Source organism: Comamonas sp. MYb69 (assembly GCF_037479315.1).
Taxonomy (GTDB): domain Bacteria; phylum Pseudomonadota; class Gammaproteobacteria; order Burkholderiales; family Burkholderiaceae_C; genus Comamonas.
The window spans coordinates 113,936-132,303 of the sequence record NZ_JBBGZG010000006.1; the positions used below are offsets into that span (position 1 = coordinate 113,936).

Genomic DNA, 18,368 nt, shown 5'->3' on the forward strand with positions numbered 1-18,368 from the left:
TATGGATTTGCTTGGAAACCTCTGGATGGGCCTCAATGTGGTGGCCGATCCCTCGACGCTCTGGTACTGCTTCCTGGGTGTCTTTTTGGGCACCGTCGTTGGCGTGCTGCCCGGCATTGGTGCGCTGGCCGCCATCTCGCTGCTGCTGCCCTTTACCTACCATATGTCGCCCACGGCGGCCATCATCATGCTGGCCGGGGTCTACTACGGCGCGCAGTATGGCGGCTCCACCGCCTCCATCTTGCTGAACCTGCCGGGCTCACCGTCCTCGGCGGTCACCTGTCTGGACGGCTACCCGATGGCGCGCAAAGGCAAGGCCGGGGTGGCGCTCTTTGTCACGACGATTGCCTCGCTGGTCGGCGCGATGTCGGGCCTGATCCTGCTGGTGCTGTTCTCGCCGGCGATCTCCAAGATCGGTCTGCAGTTTGGCCCCACCGAGTTCTTCTCGATGATGCTGCTGGGCCTGGTGGCCGCCTCGTCGATGAGCGCCGGCTCGGCCACCAAGGGCCTGTGCATGGTGGTCTTCGGCCTGCTGCTGGGCATGATTGGCACCGATGTGAACTCGGGCGTGGCGCGCTACTCGTTCGACATCCCCGAGCTGATGGATGGCGTCAACCTGGTGGCACTGGCAATGGGCCTGTTTGGCGTGGCAGAAGTCATCCGCTGCATCAACCTGGCCGATGCCAACCAAAAGCCCGACAAGGTCACGCTGCGCTCCATGGTGCCGGAGCGCGAAGAGTTCCGCGCCACCATCAAGCCGATGCTGCGTGGCTCGGCGCTGGGCTCCTTCCTCGGTGCGCTGCCAGGCGTGGGCCCGTCGATTGCGTCCTTCATGTCCTATGCGATTGAAAAGCGCGTCGCCAAGGACCCGAGCCGCTTTGGCCATGGCGCCATCGAAGGCATCACCGCGCCCGAGTCGGCCAACAATGCGGCGGCGCAAACCGCCTTTGTGCCCTCGCTGTCCATCGGTATTCCGGGTGACGCGGTGATGGCCGTGATGCTGGGCGCGCTGATCATCCACGGTATCCAGCCCGGCCCGATGCTGATGACCGAGCAGCCTGAGCTGTTCTGGGGGCTGATCGTCAGCTTTGCAATCGGCAATATCTTCCTGGTGATCCTGAACCTGCCCACCATCGGGCTGTGGGTCGCGCTGCTGCGCATTCCCTTTGCCTGGATGTACCCGGCGATCCTGGTGTTTGTCGCGCTGGGCGTCTACAGCGTCAACAACAACCTGTTCGACATCTACATGGTGGCCGTGCTGGGCATCATCGGCTATGTGCTGATGGTGCTGCGCTTTGAAGCGGCGCCGCTGCTGCTGGGTTATATCCTGGGGCCGATGCTCGAAGAAAACCTGCGCCGCGCGATGCTGCTCTCGCGTGGCGATGCCTCGGTGTTCTTCAACCGCCCGATCAGCGCCTCCTTGCTGGCATTGACGGCGGCGATCCTGCTGTGGGCCATCTGGTCGGGCGTGCGCAAATCGCGCAAGGAAGCCCGGGCCTTTGCCCAGGCGCAAGACAGTGCTGTACCCGCTGCGGCATCGTCCTGACCGTTTGCACTCCAGTGTGCGCCTGTTCCAGCCTTCCGGCCGGAACAGGCTTTTTTCTGGCTGCGCCACTTTGCTTTTGCTAGTCTTGGGCCATGCGAATTCTTGTGATTGAAGACGACGCGGTGCTGCGCGATGTGGTGGTCAGCAGCCTGCGCGATGCGGGCCACCATGTGGACCAGGCGGCCGACCTGGGTGCGGCCGAGCACTGGTGGCGGGTGCAGCGCTTTGATGCCATCTTGCTCGACCTGAACCTGCCCTGCAGCGCCGTGCGCGGCAGTGCAATGGGCAGCGGCCTGGCCCTGCTGCAGCAGGCGCGGCGGCGTGGCGACAACACACCCGTGCTGGTGCTCACCGCCCGCAACCAGACCCCGGACCGCATCGCCGGCCTGGACAGCGGCGCCGACGACTACCTGGGCAAGCCTTTTGAGCTGGCCGAGGTCGAGGCCCGGCTGCGCGCGCTGGTGCGCCGCGCGATTGGCACCCAGGATGTATCGACCGTGGGCCAGCTCAGCCTGGAGCGCAACAACCGGCGCTTTCGCGTGGGTGCGCAGCCGCTGGACCTGCCGGCGCGCGAGTTCGAAGTGCTCTGGGAGCTGATGAGCCCGCCCGGCCGCGCAGTGAGCAAGCGCAGCCTGTCGGACAAGCTTTCGGGCTATGACGATGCGCTGGGCGACAACGCGCTCGAAGCCTTTATCTCGCGGTTGCGCAAAAAGCTGCAGCACAGCGGCGCAGCCATCCGCACGCTGCGCGGCATTGGCTACCTGATCGAGGCCGACAGCGGCGATGCCGCATGAGCACCACCGCCACCACCACATCCACCACGGCCCGCTCCAGCCCGCTGCCATCGCTGCGCATGCGCGTGCTGCGCCATGTGCGCTGGCCGCTGGTCTGGACCTGGCTGCTGGGCACCGTGTTCATGATGGCGCTGGCCAACCATTTCACCCAAAGTGCCTTTGACCGCGCGCTGCTCGATGACGCCTATGCAATAGCCTCGCACCTGCGCGCCGATGACGAGGGCGAGGTGGCCCTGCAGCTGACCGACAGCGAGCTCAAGGCCGCCCTCTTCGACCAGGCCGAGTATGTGTACTACGCCGTCTACCGCGCCGACGGCAGCCAGCTGGCCGGCGAGCCGCTGCCGCTCTTGCCCTGGGACGAGAGCGAGCCAGTGAGCTACCGCGAGACCCTCTACAACGGTCAGCTGGTGCGGGCCGTGGCGCTGCGCAGCGCCGTGGGCGAGCAGCAGCTGAGCATCGTGATGATGCACACCACGCGGGTGCGCGACAGCCTTATCCAGCATTTGTTCCTCTATGCCGCGATACCGCAGCTCACCCTGCTGGTGCTGCTGCTGTGGTGGCTGCACCACCGCATTGGCCAGGACATGGCGCCGCTGGCCGCGCTGCAACGGTCGCTGTCGCGGCGCGATGCGCAGGACCTGGCGCCCATCCCATCCAGCGCGCCAGCCACCACGCGCGAGATCGAGCAGTTGCGCCAGACCACCAACGCACTGCTCGCCCGCATTGCCGACAACGTCGAGGCCCAGCGCGAGTTTGCCGGCAATGTGGCCCATGAGGTGCGCACGCCGCTGGCCGGCATCAAGGCGCTGGCCGACTATGGTCTGGGCCATGCCGACCCTGCCGTGCAGCAGCAGCAACTGCAGCGCATCTCGGACAGCGTGGCGCGTGCCAGCCACCTGGTGGACCAGCTGCTGCTATTGGCGCTGAGCGATGAGGCCAGCGCCGTGCAACTGGCGCCAGTCGCCGCTGCCGAGCAGGTGCAGCAGGCGGTGCTGCGCCACTGGGATGCCGCCAGCCGCGCGCAGATCGACCTGGGTGCCGAGGGCCTGGACACGGCCTGGGCCGAGCAGCTGCGCATCGCTGCCGATGCCAACCTGCTCGCGGCCATGCTCGACAACCTGATCCTCAATGCGCTGCGCTACGGCGGCCAGTCGGTCACCGTGGCCTTGCAGGCCGCCGATGATGGCTGCAGCGCCGAGCTGGCCGTCATCGACGATGGCCCGGGCATGAGCGAGGCGCAATGCCAGGCCGCCATGCAGCGCTGGCAGCAAGGGCCCAGCGGCCAGTCACTGGGCCAGGGCGCAGGTCTGGGCCTAGCGATTGTGGCCAAGCTGGCCCATCTGCAGCAGGCGCGGTTCCGGCTTTCGCCGCGCTCAGAGGGCGCAGGACTGCGTGCCAGCCTGGTCTTCAGTGCAGTACAAAATCGCGCACCTGGGGAGCCTTAGCCAGCGGCGCCTCGCCCAGCATCTCCAGCACCGAGGACTCAATGCCATAGACCATCGCATCCAGCGCCAGGTCATTGGCCTCCATGCCAAAGGGGTGCTCCAGCTCGGCGCCCAGCGCCTCCAGCGCAAAGAAGGTGTAGGCGACAAAGCAGACGATCACCGGCGTCATCGTGCCGATGGAGTCGAGCAGGCCAAAGGGCAGCAAAAAGCAGTAGATATAGATGCTGCGGTGCAGGATCACCGAATAGGTGAACGGAATCGGCGTGCTGGCAATGCGCTCGCAGCCGCCCAGCGCACTGCCCAGGCGCGCGAGCGCCTGCTCGAAAACGGGCACCACGGCCGGCGCAATGCGGCCCTGCAGGCATTGCTCACCCACCCAGCGCTGCACCAGCAGCATGGCCATGGCGGCAGGAAAGCGCGCCTCGCTGATCTGCTGCACCTCGCCTGGCGGCAGGAAGAGCGCCAGATCGGCACGCGCATCGCTGCCGCGCAGCTGGTGCTTGAGCGCATAGGCAAAGGCGCAGAGGCGCAGCACCAGCACGCGCGTCTGTGCGCGGTCCTGGGTCAGGCTCAGCGCCTGGGCGGCCAGGTGCCGGCTCTCGACCAGCAACACCCCCCAAAGCGTGCGCGCCTCCCAAAAGCGCGCATACGAGGTGCTGTTTCTGAAACCCAGAAAGATCGCCAGGGTCAGGCCGATCAGCGAGAACGGCACAAAGTTCAGCGGCACCTTCCAGCTCAGAATGGAGCCGTGCAGCAGCGTGGCCACCACCGCGAGGATGGTGATGAGGATCAGCTGCGGCGTGATCGCCGGCAGGATGGAGCCGCGCCACACAAACAGCATGCGCAGCCAATGCAAGGGAGGACGGACGATCATGGCCGGTATTGTCCTGCTCGGGGCTTATCCGAGGGGAAAGACTGGCCTCAGCGCCGGGCAGCGGCTGAGGCCGTGGTGCTTAGATTTCCTTGAGCAATTGGTGCGCAATACGCACGCTCAAGGCGGCCCCGGTCAAGGTCGGGTTCATGCACGATGCCGATGGCATCACGCTGGTACCGGCGATGAACAGGTTGGGATGCTCATGGGTGCGGCAGTCGCGGTCCACGACGGAGTTGCTTGGATCGTCGCCCATGATGGTGGTGCCCATGATGTGCTGGCGGTCCTGGTGGTTGGTGTCCATCTTCAGCACATCGGCATTGAGCAGGCCGGCCATGCGCTGCAGGTCCTTCACCGCGAAGTCGCGGCCAGCATTCCAGTAGTCGTTGACGCTGTAGTAAATCTCGGGCACGGGGATGCCGATCGCGTCCGTCTTGGTCTTGCTCGGCACCACGCGGTTTTGCGGCAAGGCCTCGGTCTCGAAGTCCACCGCCACGTTGAGCGAGCGGGCCGACTGGCGGCGGATTTCCTCGTCCAGCTTGCTGCCCAGCACGCCCTTGGCGATCAGGCTGGAGGCAATCTGCGAGGTGGTCACCGTGTTGCGGAACTTGGTCTTGTAGCTGGGGATGTCCTTGCGGAAAGCGCCATCGCGGTAGTTCAGGTAGACCAGCAGCTCGGTGGGGCCCTGGCCCGGCCAGACATCCTCGTTCATCATGATGTTCATGCTGATACCGGTGTGGCCCATCAGGTTGCGGCCCACCTGGTCGGAGGAGTTGGCAATGCCGTTCGGGTATTTCTCCGAGGTCGACATCAGGAGCAGCTTGGGGCTTTCGATGCCATAGGCGGCCAGCACAAAGTGGCGCGCGGTGAGACGCTGTGATGTGCCATCGGGCTTTTTGTAGTGCACGGCGGTGATCTTGCCGTCGTCACCTGCCTCGATCTTGTAGACCACGGCGTTGTCGAGCAGCTTGGCGCCAGCGCGCTCGGCCACATCGATGTGCATGGAGCCGTCGTACTTGGCGCCAATGGGGCAGACCGGGTTGCAGTTGTTGTTGCCGGCGCAGACCGGGCGGTTGCCGTAGGGGCGGCTGGCGCGGCCATGGGGCTCGAGCACCGGGTTATAGCCACCGGGCTTGAGCATCTCGTCCATGCGCTGCATGAAGTAAGGCACATTGAAGCCCTTCATCGGGAAGGGCTTGGAGCGCGGCGGATGCGCTTCGCCGCCGTGGCCACTCTCGTCCTGGCCGTCGTAGCCGGTCACGCCCAGCTCGGCCTCGGCCTCGCAGTAGTAGGGTTCGAGCTCGTCGTAGCCAATCGGCCAGTCGCGGCCGCGTCCATACAGGGTCTGCAGCTTGAAGTCATTGGGGATCATGCGCCACAGCGCCGAGCCAAAGTGCCAGGTGGTGCCGCCCACCACACGCAGGTACTTGGTGGGGTATTTCACCGGGCCGGTCTGCTGCAGGTAGTCGCCATAGGTCGACGGGATATGCGGCGGATTGGGAAACGGCGAGCCGGCGCCCTGCAGCTTCATATTGGCCAGCGAGAGCTTGATCGGCGCATTGCGGAAGGTCTCGACGATGTCGGCACGGCGCACGCGCGGGCCGGCTTCCAGGATGATGACGGACTTGCCAGCCTGCGCCAGCTTGGCACCGATGATGCCGCCCATGACCCCGGAGCCGATGACGATCAGGTCGGCGTCGTATTGCGTTTGCTTGCTGCTCATGCTTGTGGGCTCTTCTGGTTGGGGCTGGCAGGCACGACGGGCTTTTCGCCCCAGGAATCAGGGCCACTGCCATAGGTAGGAATATCGAGGATGCCGGCCGTGGGGCGGTACATCAGCGCATTGGCATAGCTGATCAGCACGGCGTCAGCGTCTTCGCCGACAACGCCCAGGTACCAGGCCGAGACGATCTGGGTCGCGGTGGCGCGCAGCGCCGGGTCCAGATCGGGTGCGGCAAGCAGGTCATCGACATGGCTGATCTTCTGGCTGGCCACGTGCTGGTGCAGCGCTTGTGCAGCGGCGGCAAAGCTGGCATCGCTCTTGCTCAGTGCCGCCAGGTAGCGCGTGGCCAGGGCTGCCGACAGCGGGCTGCCGCCGGTGACAAACTCCGACAGGCGCAGGAAATCATCGGCCGCCACGCTGGCGGCAAAGGCATTGCTCGAGCCGAGCACGGCAAAGCCGCCAGCGGCAAGCGCCACACCGCTGGCAGCCGCAGCGCCCAGCAGGCTGCGGCGCGAGATACCCGCAGGCATCGCAGGCACCAGGGGCTTGGCGCAGAGCACGGCGGATTTTGGGAAAGAAGACGAGGTCATGCGGGTCAGACTCCAGACGAGGCAGCGGCCTTGCGGCGTTGACGGATCACGATGAAGGCCAGCACCAAGACCAGCAGCAGCACAGCGGCCGGCACGATGAGGCCGGGCAACTGCGCAATCAGCGGCGGCTTGCCACCGGCGCGCGCGGCAGCCACATCAGCAGGCTGCACCTTGACGGCCGGGTTGCCGTACTGGGTGAGCACATAGTTGCTGACATCGGCGATCTCCTGGTCGCTCAAGCGGTCGGTGAAGGACGCAGCATCGCCAAATGCAGGCATGAAATGGGCGCGCCCCTGCACCGTGCGGTCCACGCCGTGCAGGATGGTGGCGATGAGGTTGTCGGCGCGGTCGGCACCGGTCACGCTGTTGTGGAACAGCGAGGGGTATTCGCCATTGGCGGTGCCGCTGGCATTGGCCTGGTGGCAGTGGGCGCAGCTGCCGCTGAACACCTTCCAGCCGGCATCGGCACCGTCGACCAGACCGCGCTGCGTGTCTTCGGACTGCAGGCTGGCCTGGCCATAGCGGTAGCGCGGCTGGGTCTCGCCGCCTGCCACCGCCTTGGTTTGCTTGAGGTAGGACGCCATGGCCTGGATATCGCTGTCGGGCAGGTGCTGCAGGCTGTGCTCGATGGCTTCGGCCATCGGGCCGGCGGCCTGGGCCTTGCCGGGCACGCGGCCGGTCTTGAGGTACTGCACCAGCTCGGCCTCGGTCCAGCCGCCGATGCCGTTGATGGCATCCGAGCTGATGTTGGGCGCGTACCAGGCACCCAGCGAGCCGCCACCCAGGTAGCGGCTGCTGTCTTCGGCCATCAGCGCATTGCGCGGGGTGTGGCAGGTGCTGCAGTGGGCCAGCGCATCGACCAGGTAGGCGCCATGGTTCCACTCGGGCGGCTTGCTGGCATCGGGCTTGAAGCGCTGGTCCTTCAGGTAGAGCGCATTCCACACGGCCATCGACAGGCGGATGTTGAAGGGGAAAGGCAGGGCCGTTTGCGGCGCGGCCTGGTCCACCGGCTCGACGCCATGCATGAAGTAGGCGTAGAGCGCCTCGGTGTCTTCATCGCTGATCTGGGCATAGGCCGTGTAGGGCATGGCCGGGTACAGATGGGCCCCGTCCTTGCGCAGCCCTTGGCGCAGCGCGCGGCTGAAGTCTTCGAGGCTGTAGCTGCCAATGCCGGCCGTCTTGGACGGGGTGATATTGGTGGCATAGATGCTGCCCAGCGGTGAAGCGATGGGGTAGCCCCCAGCAAAGCGGGCGCCGCCCTTGGGTGCCGTGTGGCAGGCGGCGCAGTCAGCGGCTACCGCCAGCTTGCGGCCCTTTTCCACCAGCAGCGCATCGCTAGAAGCCGTGGCCGCTGCAGGCGCCGTAGCGGCCGGCGCGGCTGCCGGCTGCGTGGGCGCTGCCGTCTGGGCCTGGGCCGCGTGCATCCCTGCCCACACAGAAAACACCAAGCCGAAGGCAGTCCTGGACCAGGAGCCGCCCGACTTTGACTTGCAAAATCGCATCGTGAGAGACCTTTGTTGTCGTACGACTCCCGCGCATGCCCGCCATGCTCTCCAGAGTCTTTTGTCGTATCTGCGACAAATTTTCGACAACTTGTACGACCTCTGCCCAGGCCCCCGGGTGTACCCCGGTGTTTTACTCACACTTCATCCAGCGCAATATGCGTTGCGCCAAGATGTGGTAACGGTTTCATGCGCAACTAATAAAACGCATGGAGGACGGCATGCGAGGGGGTGCAGCGGCACCCTCTGCCGCAGCGTGGATCTCGCAGGAAACCTTTGAATAGGCAGGAAAAAGCAGGTGCTCAGTCCTGCCCGGCCTCGTCATCCCAGCGCTTGAGCTGCGCCAGCTTCTCGCCAATCTTCAGCTCCAGTCCCCGGGGCACGGGCTGGTACCAGCCGGGAGGATCTATGCCATCTGGCAGATAGGTTTCCCCGGCCGCATAGGCATTGGGCTCGTCATGCGCGTAGCGGTATTCATGCCCATAGCCCAGCTCCTTCATCAGCTTGGTCGGGGCGTTGCGCAAATGCACGGGCACTTCGCGGCTCTTGTCCTGCTTCACAAAGGCCTTGGCCTGGTTGTAGGCGTTGTAGCCGGCATTGCTCTTGGCGGCCATGGCCAGGTAGATGACGGCCTGGCCCAGCGCCAGCTCACCTTCGGGGCTGCCCAGGCGCTCATAGGTCAGCGCGGCATCGTTGGCAATCTGCATCGCGCGCGGGTCAGCCAGGCCAATGTCCTCCCAGGCCATGCGCACAATGCGCCGGGACAGGTAGCGCGCATCGGCGCCGCCGTCGAGCATGCGCGTGAGCCAGTAGAGCGCGGCATCGGGGTGCGAGCCGCGCACCGACTTGTGCAAGGCCGAGATCTGGTCGTAGAAATTGTCGCCGCCCTTGTCAAAACGGCGGCTGTTCAAGGTCAGCGCGTTCTGCAGGAACTCGGCCGTGACCTCCGCAACGCCTGAAGCCTTGGCTGCAGTGCTCGTTTGTTCCAGCAGGTTCAAAAACCTTCTGGCGTCACCATCTGCATACCCCACGAGGGTATCGACGGCCAGGTCGTCAAACGCCAGATCGTCAAGCGCATGTTCTTCCTGGGCCCGCTGGAGCAACCGCTTGAGCTCCGCCTCTGTCAGCGACTTGAGGACATAGACCTGGGCCCGCGACAGCAGCGCCGAGTTGACCTCAAAGGAGGGATTCTCGGTAGTGGCGCCGATGAAGGTGAACAGCCCTGACTCCACGTGCGGCAGCAGGGCATCTTGCTGCGACTTGTTGAACCGATGGATTTCGTCTACGAACAAGATGGTGTTCTTGCCCTGCGCAAGATATTGCCTGGCCTGCTCCATGGCCTCGCGGATGTCCTTCACCCCCGACAAGACCGCAGACAGGGCGATGAACTCGCACTGGAACGCCGTCGCCGTCAGCCGCGCCAACGTGGTCTTGCCCACGCCGGGCGGGCCCCAGAAGATCATCGAATGCGGTTTGCCGGACTGGAAGGCCAGGCGCAGCGGCTTGCCTTCTCCCAGCAGATGGGACTGGCCCACGACCTCGTCCAAGGTCTTGGGGCGCAGCGCTTCGGCCAGCGGCGCGGCCGGTTCCTGGCTAAACAGATCAGCCATGCAGGCCTCCTGCCAAAAGACCCACCACAGAGAAGGCGCCCGCTGGCCGCGACTCTGGGCGGGGCAGGTGCTTACTACTTTTATGCAACATGCCCCAGGTTATCCCCGGGATGAATATGCCTTTGATGATCTGGGTCACAACTTTTCGCAGAAAATAAGGGTTTATACGGATTCGCGTCGCACCAGATACCAAAGGGCCCTTATTGGCCCAGCCTATAACAACAGCCCCGGCATGGACGCCACACGCTCACGGCCATCGCGCCGAGCCAGCAGCCAACGCTCCACAGCACATGTCCCATGGGGCTATTTTTTCTGATGCCCGTCTCCGTGACTCCATTCGCCAGGTGCAGCCCCCTTAAGTGGGCGCCAACCAGCAAGAACCAAGAGCCTTTATGAAATCACTGAAAACCAGGGACATTATCGCCCTCGGCTTCATGACCTTTGCCCTGTTCCTGGGCGCGGGAAACATCATTTTCCCGCCACTGGTCGGCCTGGCCGCTGGCGAGAACCTGCTGGGCGCGACAACCGGCTTTTTGCTGACAGGCGTAGGCCTGCCGCTGCTGGGCGTGGTGGCGCTGGCCCGCGTGGGCGGTGGTCTGGACCAGCTGACGCATCCGATTGGCCGCATGGCCGGCCTGCTGCTGGCCACCACGATCTACCTGACGATCGGCCCCTTCTTTGCCACGCCGCGCACCGCCACCGTCTCGTTCGAGATGGGCATTGCCCCCTTTGTCGGCAACACCTCGATTGCGCTGCTGGTGTTCAGCATTGTCTATTTCTCGCTGGTGCTGCTGCTGTCGCTGTTCCCCGGCAAGCTGATGGACCTGCTGGGCAAGCTCATCACCCCGCTGCTGATTGCCGCGCTGCTGGCGCTGGGCGGCATGGCAGTGCTGGCCCCCGTGGGCGGCTACAGCACGGCCAACCCCGACTATGGCACCCAGCTGGCCGCCTTTGCCCAGGGCTTTGTGCAGGGCTACCAGACCATGGACGCCCTCGCCTCGCTGGTGTTCGGCATTGTCATCGTCAACGCGATCAAGGATGCGGGCGTGACCGATGCGCGCCTGCACACCCGCTACGCCATCTATGCCGGGCTGATTGCCGCAGTGTGCCTGAGCCTGGTCTACATCTCGCTGTGCTACCTGGGCGCCACCAGTGGCGAGCTGGCGCAGAACACCGTGACCGGCGTGCAGATCCTCAGCGCCTTTGTGCAGCACCGCTTTGGCAGCACCGGCATCTGGCTGATCGCCGCCGTGATCCTGCTGGCCTGCCTGACCACCGGCGTGGGCTTGGTCAGCGCCTGCAGCAGCTTTTTCAGCCAGCTGACGGGCTTCTCCTACCGCAGTGTCGCGCTGTCCTTGTGCATCTTCAGCGCCGCCGTGGCCAACCAGGGCCTGGCGCAGCTGATCGAGATCGCCGGCCCGGTGCTGGTCGCCCTCTACCCCCCCGCGATTGCGCTGGTCTCGCTCAGCCTGCTGCAGCGCTGGCAGCAGCCCGCTCGGGTCTACATCCCGGTGATGCTGGTGGCCCTGGTGTTTGGCCTGGTCGATGGCGCCAAGGCGCTGCAATGGACCAGCGCTTTGCCCACCTGGCTGGACCACCTGCCCGGCGCCGCACTGGGCCTGGGCTGGGTCACCCCGGTAGCGGCCACCGTGGTCTGCGCCGGCCTGGCCGACTGGTTTTTGGCGCGCCGCCAAATACCGGTGCGCTCGTGATCACTGATTAACCACTTTCCGTTTTATGGATATTCAAAGCCACCGTTACTATCGGCCTCAGATATTCATTGGCACCCTTATTTAGAACCGCCTAAGCCAAGCAGCTCAATACCGTCAGAACAGGCACCCCAGAATCGGAGAGACATTGAGCCTGCTTAAACCATGGTTATTCATGGTCTTTTACGACAACACTGTCAAAATCCAAAAATTTGTGGAGTTTCAGCAATGACGAATCCAACAGAAAATCCCCAAGCGGCCTCCGCTGCCAAAGCGCCCAAGAAGGGCTTCACCCGTCGCAAGTTCGTCGCCTCGGCGGCAGCGGTCGGTGCGGGCGTGGTGGGTTACCAGTATTTCTTTGGCAGCCAATACCGCGCAGAAAAAGCGGACCGCCAGGTCGATGTGCTGCTGATTGGCGGCGGCATCATGAGTGCCACCTTGGGCGTTTATCTGCAGGAGCTCGAACCCGGCTGGAGCTATGAATTGTTCGAGCGCCTCGACCAGGTTGCCGAAGAAAGCTCGAACGGCTGGAATAATGCTGGCACCGGCCACTCGGCGCTGTGCGAGCTCAATTACACACCGATGGATAAAAATGGCAATGTGCAGATTTCTTCTGCCATTAACATTAATGAAAACTTCCAGGTCTCGCGCCAGTTCTGGTCGCACCAGGTGCGCGCCGGTGTACTGGGCAATCCCCGCGAGTTCATCAACTCCACGCCACACATGAACCTGGTGTTCGGCGAGGAAAACCGCTCCTTCATCCAAAAGCGCTTGAAGGCCCTGGAAGCCTCGCCGCTGTTCACCGGCATGGAATCCTCCATCGACCCGGCGCAGATCAAGGAATGGATCCCGCTGATGATGGAAGGCCGCGACCCGGCCGAAGTGGTGACCGCCACCCGCTCGCCGCTGGGCACCGACGTGAACCTGGGCGAGATCACGCGCCAGTTCTACAAGAACCTGTCGTCCAAGCCCAACTTCAAGCTGAGCACCGGCCAGGAAGTGCGCTCCATCACGCGCAACAGCGACGGCTCCTGGCGCGTGTCGGCCTTCGACATGAAGGACAGCAGCAAGATCCAGACGGTGGATGCGCGCTTTATCTTCATCGGCGCCGGTGGCGCGGCGCTGCCGCTGCTGCAGCTGTCGGGCATCCCCGAGTCCAAGGTCTATGGCGGCTTCCCCGTGGGCGGCGAGTTCCTGGTCACCGAGAACCCCGCGATCACCGAGCGCCACCTGGCCAAGGTCTATGGCCTGGCCGATACCGGCTCGCCTCCGATGTCGGTGCCTCACCTGGACACCCGCGTGCTGGACGGCAAGCGTGTGCTGCTGTTCGGGCCGTTCGCGACCTGGTCGAGCAAGTTCCTGAAGAACGGCTCCTACTTTGACCTGGCCAAGGCCACGACCTTTGCCAACGTGATCCCGCAGCTGCAGGTCGGCGTCAATGAGTTTGCGCTGGTCAAGTACCTGGCCCAGCAGCTGAGCCTGAACAAGGAGCAGAAGATGGACGCGCTGCGCCATTACATGCCCGAGGCCAAGGATGCCGACTGGCGCCTGTGGGAAGCGGGCCAGCGTGTGCAGATCATCAAGAACGACCCCGAAAAGGGTGGCATCCTCAAGCTCGGCACCGAGGTCGTCGTGGCCCAGGACCGTTCGCTCACCGCACTGCTGGGCGCGTCGCCCGGCGGCTCGACCTCGCCAGCGATCATGCTGACCCTGCTGGAAAAGGCCTTCCCCGAGAAGGTCAAGAGCGCCGAATGGCAAGCCAAGATCCGCCAGATCGTGCCGAGCTACGGCATCAAGCTCAACGAAAACCCCGCCATGCTGCAGCAGGAATGGCAGGCCACCGAGCAGGCGCTGAACCTGGCGATTGCCTCGCCCAGCCTGCACGGCGTGGAAGCCGGTGTGCAGCCCCAGGAAGACAAGGGTGCAGTCAAGAAAGTGCCGGACATGGCGCTGTGATAGGCACAAGCTGCCATACCACCCCTCAGCCATGGGCCCTACCTTAGACTGCGAGCGGCGCATACGATGCGCAGGCCCAAACGCTTGCAATCCGCGTCCGGCAAGACAAGCGCCGTGACCCGCCCTTGCTGAGGTCGTCGGTGGGACTGCCGGCACCTGCCTAAGCCATTCGGCCCCAAACGCCCGATGCCATGCATCGGGCGTTTTTATTTTGCCTGGCCGTGGCCACCACCTGCCGGCGCTGCAGCCGATCGCTGGCCCGGTGGCACAGCAGCGCCGCTTTCAGCATCCACCGGACCTGGTCCGCCAGCACAGGGAGCCGTCCGTCCAGGCGCCCTCCGCTGGCCGCCCCATATAAGTCTTACGCATACCCAAGCACGAAAAACTTCGTTGTCACCTCCAGCACGCAGCCCGAACAATGGGGGTTATCTGCGGTCATTTCTCTCTCTTTTTCTGCGCCTAGGCAGCCCATTTGATATGCGTTCGACGGTCTCTTTCCCCTCCCCCCCACTCTCGACCCTGGCCTTCGCTGCTGCGCTGGCGCTGTGTGCCGCTAGCGCCCATGCGGATGCCACGCTGGACAAGATCAAGGCCAACAAGTCCGTCACCATTGGCGTGTTGCTCAACGGCGGCCCCACAGGCTCGATTGACCCCTCCAACCAGCGCTTCATTGGCTGGAACCCCGAACTCGCACGCCAGCTGGCGCGTGACCTGGGCGCGGACGCCACGCTGATTCAGGTGCAGCCCTCCAATCGGGTGCAGTTTCTGCAGTCGGGCAAGGTCGATTTGCTGATCGCCTCCATCGACTGGAACCCCGAGCGTGCCGAGGTAATGGGCTTTGCGCCCACCCCGTTCTACAAGGTGGGCGGCACCGCCATCGCCCGCAAGGGCAGTGGCCTGACCAAGTGGGAGGACTTGCGCGGCAAACCCGTCTGCGCCTCGCAAGGCGGCAGCTATGCCCGCATTTTGGGGGCCGACTATGGCGTACAGGTCAAGGGCTTCAAAGGCTCGGCAGAGGCCTTGCTGGCACTGCGCGGTGGCAACTGCGTGGCCTCCGTGCACGACACCACGCTGATCTACCCCCTGCTCAAAACCAATGCCGATTGGAAAGACTTTGATGCACCGATCACCCTGGCCTTGGGCGAGGCGCCTTCCGTCGTCTGGACCCGCAAAGGCGAGAACGACACCATTGCAGCAGTCGACCGGGTCATCCAGAACTGGCACCGCACGGGCTGGTTGATCGACACAGAAAAACGCCTGGGCATCACGCCACCGCTGCCGGCGCTCGTGGAACTGCAGCAACAGGCCTTGCAGGCCGCCAAGTCCAAGTAAGTCCGCTCCGCTCTTGCGCCACCAAGCGGCCCGCCCTCTGCGGCAGGCCGCCATTGCCCATTCGCCATGACCTCTCGCTTTTTCTCCACTGCCGCCGTCAGCGCCCTGGCGCTGACCGCCCACCTGGCCCATGCCGATGCCACGCTCGACAAAATCAAGCAGCGTGGCCAGGTCACCATCGGCGTCATTTTGTCGGGCCCGCCGTTTGGCACGATCAACCCAGCGACCCAAAAACCCGAAGGTTTCAACGTCGATCTCGCCCAGGCCGTGGCTACCGGTCTGGGTGTGAAGCTGGAGGCCGTGCAGGTCCAACCTTCCAATCGCGTGCAGTTTCTGCAATCGGGCAAGGTGGATGTGCTGATCGCCAACATGTCCTGGACACAGGAGCGCTCCGAGATCCTGGACTTCGCCCCCACCCCGTTTGAGGAAATCGGCGGCGCGCTGCTGACCCGCAAGGGCGGCAGCTTCAAACAATGGGACGACGTTCGCGGCAAGACCATCTGCGTCTCGCAAGGTTCCAACTACACCAAGCCGCTGATCGAGGAATACGGTGCCAAGATCAAGGCCTTTCGTGGTCAGCCCGAATCGCTGTTGGCACTGCGCGGCGGCGGCTGCGATGCCGCCGTCCATGTCAGCCCCACCTTGCGGCTCATGGTCGCCAGCGGCAGTGACTGGAGGGACTACGAACTGCCACTGGCCCAGGACCTGATTCCCTCGCCCCAAGTGATCTGGGTGCGCAAGGGCGAGAGCGATGCCAGTGCCGCCATCGACCGCATCATTCAGCAGTGGCACCGCAGCGGCTGGCTGATTGAGACCGTGAAAAAAAGCGGGCTCAGCCCATCGCAAAGCTTGTTCGACCTGCAGGCCAAGTACCGCAAGACGCCTGCCTGACGGAATCGCCATGTTGGAGCACAGCTTCTACCCATGGCTGGTGCAGGCCGCCAAGCCGCTCGGCCTGAACTTCGCATTTCTGCTGGAAGCCTATGAACGCGATGCCTTCATCCGTGGCCTGGGCGTCACCTTGCAGCTGTGCCTGCTGGTGATTCCAGGCAGCCTGGTGGCAGGTGTATTGCTGGCTGCCGGACTGACTTCAGGCCAGCGCTGGCTGCGTGGAACGACGCGCGCCTTTGTCGAGCTCACCCGCAACACGCCCACCTTGGTTCAGTTGTACTGCGCCTTTCTGGTGCTGAACATGCTGATCACGCAAAGCCTGCAAGCGCATGGCGGCGTGAACCCGCTCACGCCCTTTGTCTGGGTCTTTATCGTGGTCTCGCTGCACAAGGGCGTATTCCATGCCGAGGCACTGCGCGCCGGTATCGAGGCCGTGCCCCATGCAACCTTGGAGGCAGGACAGTCGCTGGGCTTCAGCCGCCGCCAGCTGCTGTGGCGCGTAGAGCTGCCACTGGCCCTGCGCTTTGCGCTGCCGGCCCTGGTGAACAACATGGTCGATCTGGTGAAGATGACGGCCGTGGCATCGGCCATTGCGGTGGGCGATGTGACCTACGAGTCCGTGATGATCTGGACGCAGCGTGACAACGTGCTGGAGCTGCTGCTGCTGATCTTGCTGTATTTCTGGGGCTTGACCTGGCTGGTCAGCCGCGCGGGCCGCTGGCTCGAACACCGCCTGAGGATGCCCGGCTATGGCCAGTGAACTGACATCTCCACAGCCCGCACCGGCCCTGCGCTGGTCCGCGCTGCTGCTGAACCCCTGGCTGCTGGGACTGCTGGTGGCCGCCGCGCTGCTGGCCGTTTGGTGGCATGCCGAGGGCCGCTTTCCGCCTGCGCTGGCCCATTTGTGGCAATGGTCACCCGCCTTGGTGCGCGGCATGTGGACCAATATCTACATCAGCATGCTGGCCATGGCCATCGGCACGGTGGCGGGTCTGTTCGTGGGGGCACTGGCGCTCTCGCAATGGGCCGCGCTGCGCAGCGCGACGCGCTGGTATGTACAGGCCTTTCGCAATGCGCCCATCCTGGTGCTGATCTATTTCACCACCTATGTCTTCCCGTTCGAGCTGCAGCTGCTGCACTGGCGCCTGCCCTTTCCAGACTGGATCAAGGTCGTGCTGGGCCTGGCCTTGCCGACCTCGGCCGTGGTGGCCGAGATCTTTCGCGGGGCCATCCAGTCCATTCCGACGGCCCAGTGGGAGGCGGCGCAGTCGCTGGCCTTCAAGCGCTGGCAGATCTTTGGCTGGATCATCCTGCCGCAGTGCGTACGCCGCATGCTGCCGCCCTGGATGAACCTCTACGCCAGCATCACGATGAGCACCTCGCTGGCCTCGCTGGTCGGTGTGCATGACATTGTGGACACGGCCCAGATTGCCAGCAACACCGTCGCCCGTACCGACTTCACCATCCTGGTGTATGTCACGCTGCTGGCGCTGTTCTTTGCCTATTGCTACCCCATTGCGCGCACCACACGGCGCCTGGAAAAACGCCATGCCTTCCGCTGAAACTCCCTCCACCCAGACCGCGCCGCTGGTGCAGCTGCGCGATATCCATCTGGCCTTTGGCGCCAACGAAGTGCTCAAGGGCATTGATGTCGATATTCCACGCGGCCAGGCCGTCACCATCATCGGCCCCTCGGGCTCGGGCAAGTCCACCATCCTGCGCTGCATCACTGGCCTGCTGCGCCCGCAACAAGGCCAGATCCGCGTGGGCGAGACCGAGGTGCAGGAGCTGCGCACCGAGGCCGAACTGATCGCCCTGCGCCAGCGCGTGGGCTTTGTCTTTCAGCAGTACAACCTGTTCCCGCACCTGACCGTGTTGCAGAACCTGGTGATCGCGCCCACCCGCGTGCTGGGCCGCGAGCGTGGCGAAGCCGAGCGCGAGGCGCGCGTGCTGCTGGACAAGGTTCGCCTGTCGCACAAGGCCCATGCCTACCCTGGCGAGCTGTCCGGCGGCCAGCAGCAGCGCGTGGCCATTGCCCGTGCACTGGCCATGCGGCCCGAGCTGATGCTGTTCGACGAAGTGACCTCGGCGCTGGACCCCGAAACCGTCGGCGAGGTGCTCACCGTGATCCGCGAACTGGTGCGCGACGGCATGACCTGCGCGCTGGTGACGCACGAGATGCGCTTTGCCGAGGAGATCAGCGACCACGTCTACTTCACCGAGGCAGGCCGCATCGTCGAACACGGCACGCCCGCGCAAATCTTTGGCCAGCCAAGCAACGAACGCACCCGCAGCTTTCTGCACCGGGCGCTGGGCGGTGACCGCAGCGCCCGCCTGCCGCCTGCAGCGCAGCATCCATCGACCCCTTTTACGCCAGTCACCCCACTGGCTTTCTGACC

At 64.4% G+C, this 18,368-nt stretch carries 15 protein-coding genes; 10 read left to right on the top strand and 5 right to left on the bottom strand.

All coding sequences use genetic code 11. The features are described from left to right. Position 1 precedes the first annotated feature (1 nt). From WH303_RS10365 to WH303_RS10375, 3 genes are all read left to right on the top strand, one after another. Positions 2 to 1,546, top strand: coding sequence for a tripartite tricarboxylate transporter permease (locus WH303_RS10365; protein WP_027010902.1), 1,545 nt, complete (start codon positions 2 to 4; stop codon positions 1,544 to 1,546). Between the two features lie 92 nt (positions 1,547 to 1,638). Beyond that, entirely contained in the window at positions 1,639 to 2,340 is a 702-nt protein-coding gene (locus WH303_RS10370; protein WP_339518325.1) for a response regulator transcription factor, read from the top strand. Further along, the gene (locus WH303_RS10375) at positions 2,337 to 3,785 is read left to right on the top strand and encodes a sensor histidine kinase (protein WP_339518326.1); all 1,449 of its coding nucleotides are present in this window, start codon (positions 2,337 to 2,339) and stop codon (positions 3,783 to 3,785) included. Before WH303_RS10370 ends, WH303_RS10375 begins: the two co-directional genes overlap by 4 nt. Here WH303_RS10375 and WH303_RS10380 read toward each other — a convergent pair. The 5 genes from WH303_RS10380 to WH303_RS10400 all read right to left on the bottom strand — a co-directional run bounded on the left by WH303_RS10380 (position 3,748) and on the right by WH303_RS10400 (position 10,081). Further along, complete coding sequence (locus WH303_RS10380) at positions 3,748 to 4,659, bottom strand: bestrophin family protein (protein WP_339518327.1); 912 nt, start codon at positions 4,657 to 4,659, stop codon at positions 3,748 to 3,750. The two genes, WH303_RS10375 and WH303_RS10380, sit on opposite strands and share 38 nt — an antisense overlap. A gap of 79 nt (positions 4,660 to 4,738) precedes the next feature. Continuing rightward, on the bottom strand, positions 4,739 to 6,379 hold the full coding sequence (locus WH303_RS10385; protein ID WP_339518328.1) for a GMC family oxidoreductase: 1,641 nt from the start codon (positions 6,377 to 6,379) through the stop codon (positions 4,739 to 4,741). Continuing rightward, the gene (locus WH303_RS10390; RefSeq protein ID WP_339518329.1) at positions 6,376 to 6,969 is read right to left on the bottom strand and encodes a sugar dehydrogenase complex small subunit; all 594 of its coding nucleotides are present in this window, start codon (positions 6,967 to 6,969) and stop codon (positions 6,376 to 6,378) included. The genes WH303_RS10385 and WH303_RS10390 overlap by 4 nt, the downstream gene beginning before the upstream one ends. A gap of 5 nt (positions 6,970 to 6,974) precedes the next feature. Then, a complete protein-coding gene (locus WH303_RS10395) occupies positions 6,975 to 8,393 on the bottom strand; it encodes a cytochrome c (RefSeq protein ID WP_339518330.1) in 1,419 nt (472 codons plus the stop codon). A 380-nt stretch (positions 8,394 to 8,773) separates the two neighbouring features. After that, positions 8,774 to 10,081, bottom strand: coding sequence for a replication-associated recombination protein A (locus WH303_RS10400; protein ID WP_339518331.1), 1,308 nt, complete (start codon positions 10,079 to 10,081; stop codon positions 8,774 to 8,776). A gap of 392 nt (positions 10,082 to 10,473) precedes the next feature. On the opposite strand from WH303_RS10400, the gene brnQ reads away from it, so the two are divergent. From brnQ to WH303_RS10435, 7 genes are all read left to right on the top strand, one after another. Then, positions 10,474 to 11,793, top strand: a complete 1,320-nt coding sequence (brnQ, locus tag WH303_RS10405) for a branched-chain amino acid transport system II carrier protein (protein ID WP_339518332.1) — start codon at positions 10,474 to 10,476, stop codon at positions 11,791 to 11,793. 225 nt (positions 11,794 to 12,018) lie between these two features. Continuing rightward, on the top strand, positions 12,019 to 13,746 hold the full coding sequence (gene mqo, locus WH303_RS10410) for a malate dehydrogenase (quinone) (protein ID WP_339518333.1): 1,728 nt from the start codon (positions 12,019 to 12,021) through the stop codon (positions 13,744 to 13,746). A gap of 477 nt (positions 13,747 to 14,223) precedes the next feature. Beyond that, the gene (locus tag WH303_RS10415; RefSeq protein ID WP_339518334.1) at positions 14,224 to 15,078 is read left to right on the top strand and encodes a transporter substrate-binding domain-containing protein; all 855 of its coding nucleotides are present in this window, start codon (positions 14,224 to 14,226) and stop codon (positions 15,076 to 15,078) included. A 66-nt stretch (positions 15,079 to 15,144) separates the two neighbouring features. Then, on the top strand, positions 15,145 to 15,969 hold the full coding sequence (locus WH303_RS10420; protein ID WP_339518335.1) for a transporter substrate-binding domain-containing protein: 825 nt from the start codon (positions 15,145 to 15,147) through the stop codon (positions 15,967 to 15,969). 10 nt (positions 15,970 to 15,979) lie between these two features. After that, positions 15,980 to 16,729: an amino acid ABC transporter permease gene (locus WH303_RS10425; RefSeq protein ID WP_339518336.1), complete on the top strand. Its 750-nt coding sequence runs from the start codon at positions 15,980 to 15,982 to the stop codon at positions 16,727 to 16,729. Continuing rightward, positions 16,719 to 17,531 (top strand): amino acid ABC transporter permease, encoded by an 813-nt coding sequence (locus WH303_RS10430; RefSeq protein ID WP_339518337.1) that lies wholly within the window; start codon positions 16,719 to 16,721, stop codon positions 17,529 to 17,531. The genes WH303_RS10425 and WH303_RS10430 overlap by 11 nt, the downstream gene beginning before the upstream one ends. Further along, the gene (locus tag WH303_RS10435; RefSeq protein ID WP_339518338.1) at positions 17,518 to 18,366 is read left to right on the top strand and encodes an amino acid ABC transporter ATP-binding protein; all 849 of its coding nucleotides are present in this window, start codon (positions 17,518 to 17,520) and stop codon (positions 18,364 to 18,366) included. The genes WH303_RS10430 and WH303_RS10435 overlap by 14 nt, the downstream gene beginning before the upstream one ends. Positions 18,367 to 18,368 lie beyond the last annotated feature (2 nt).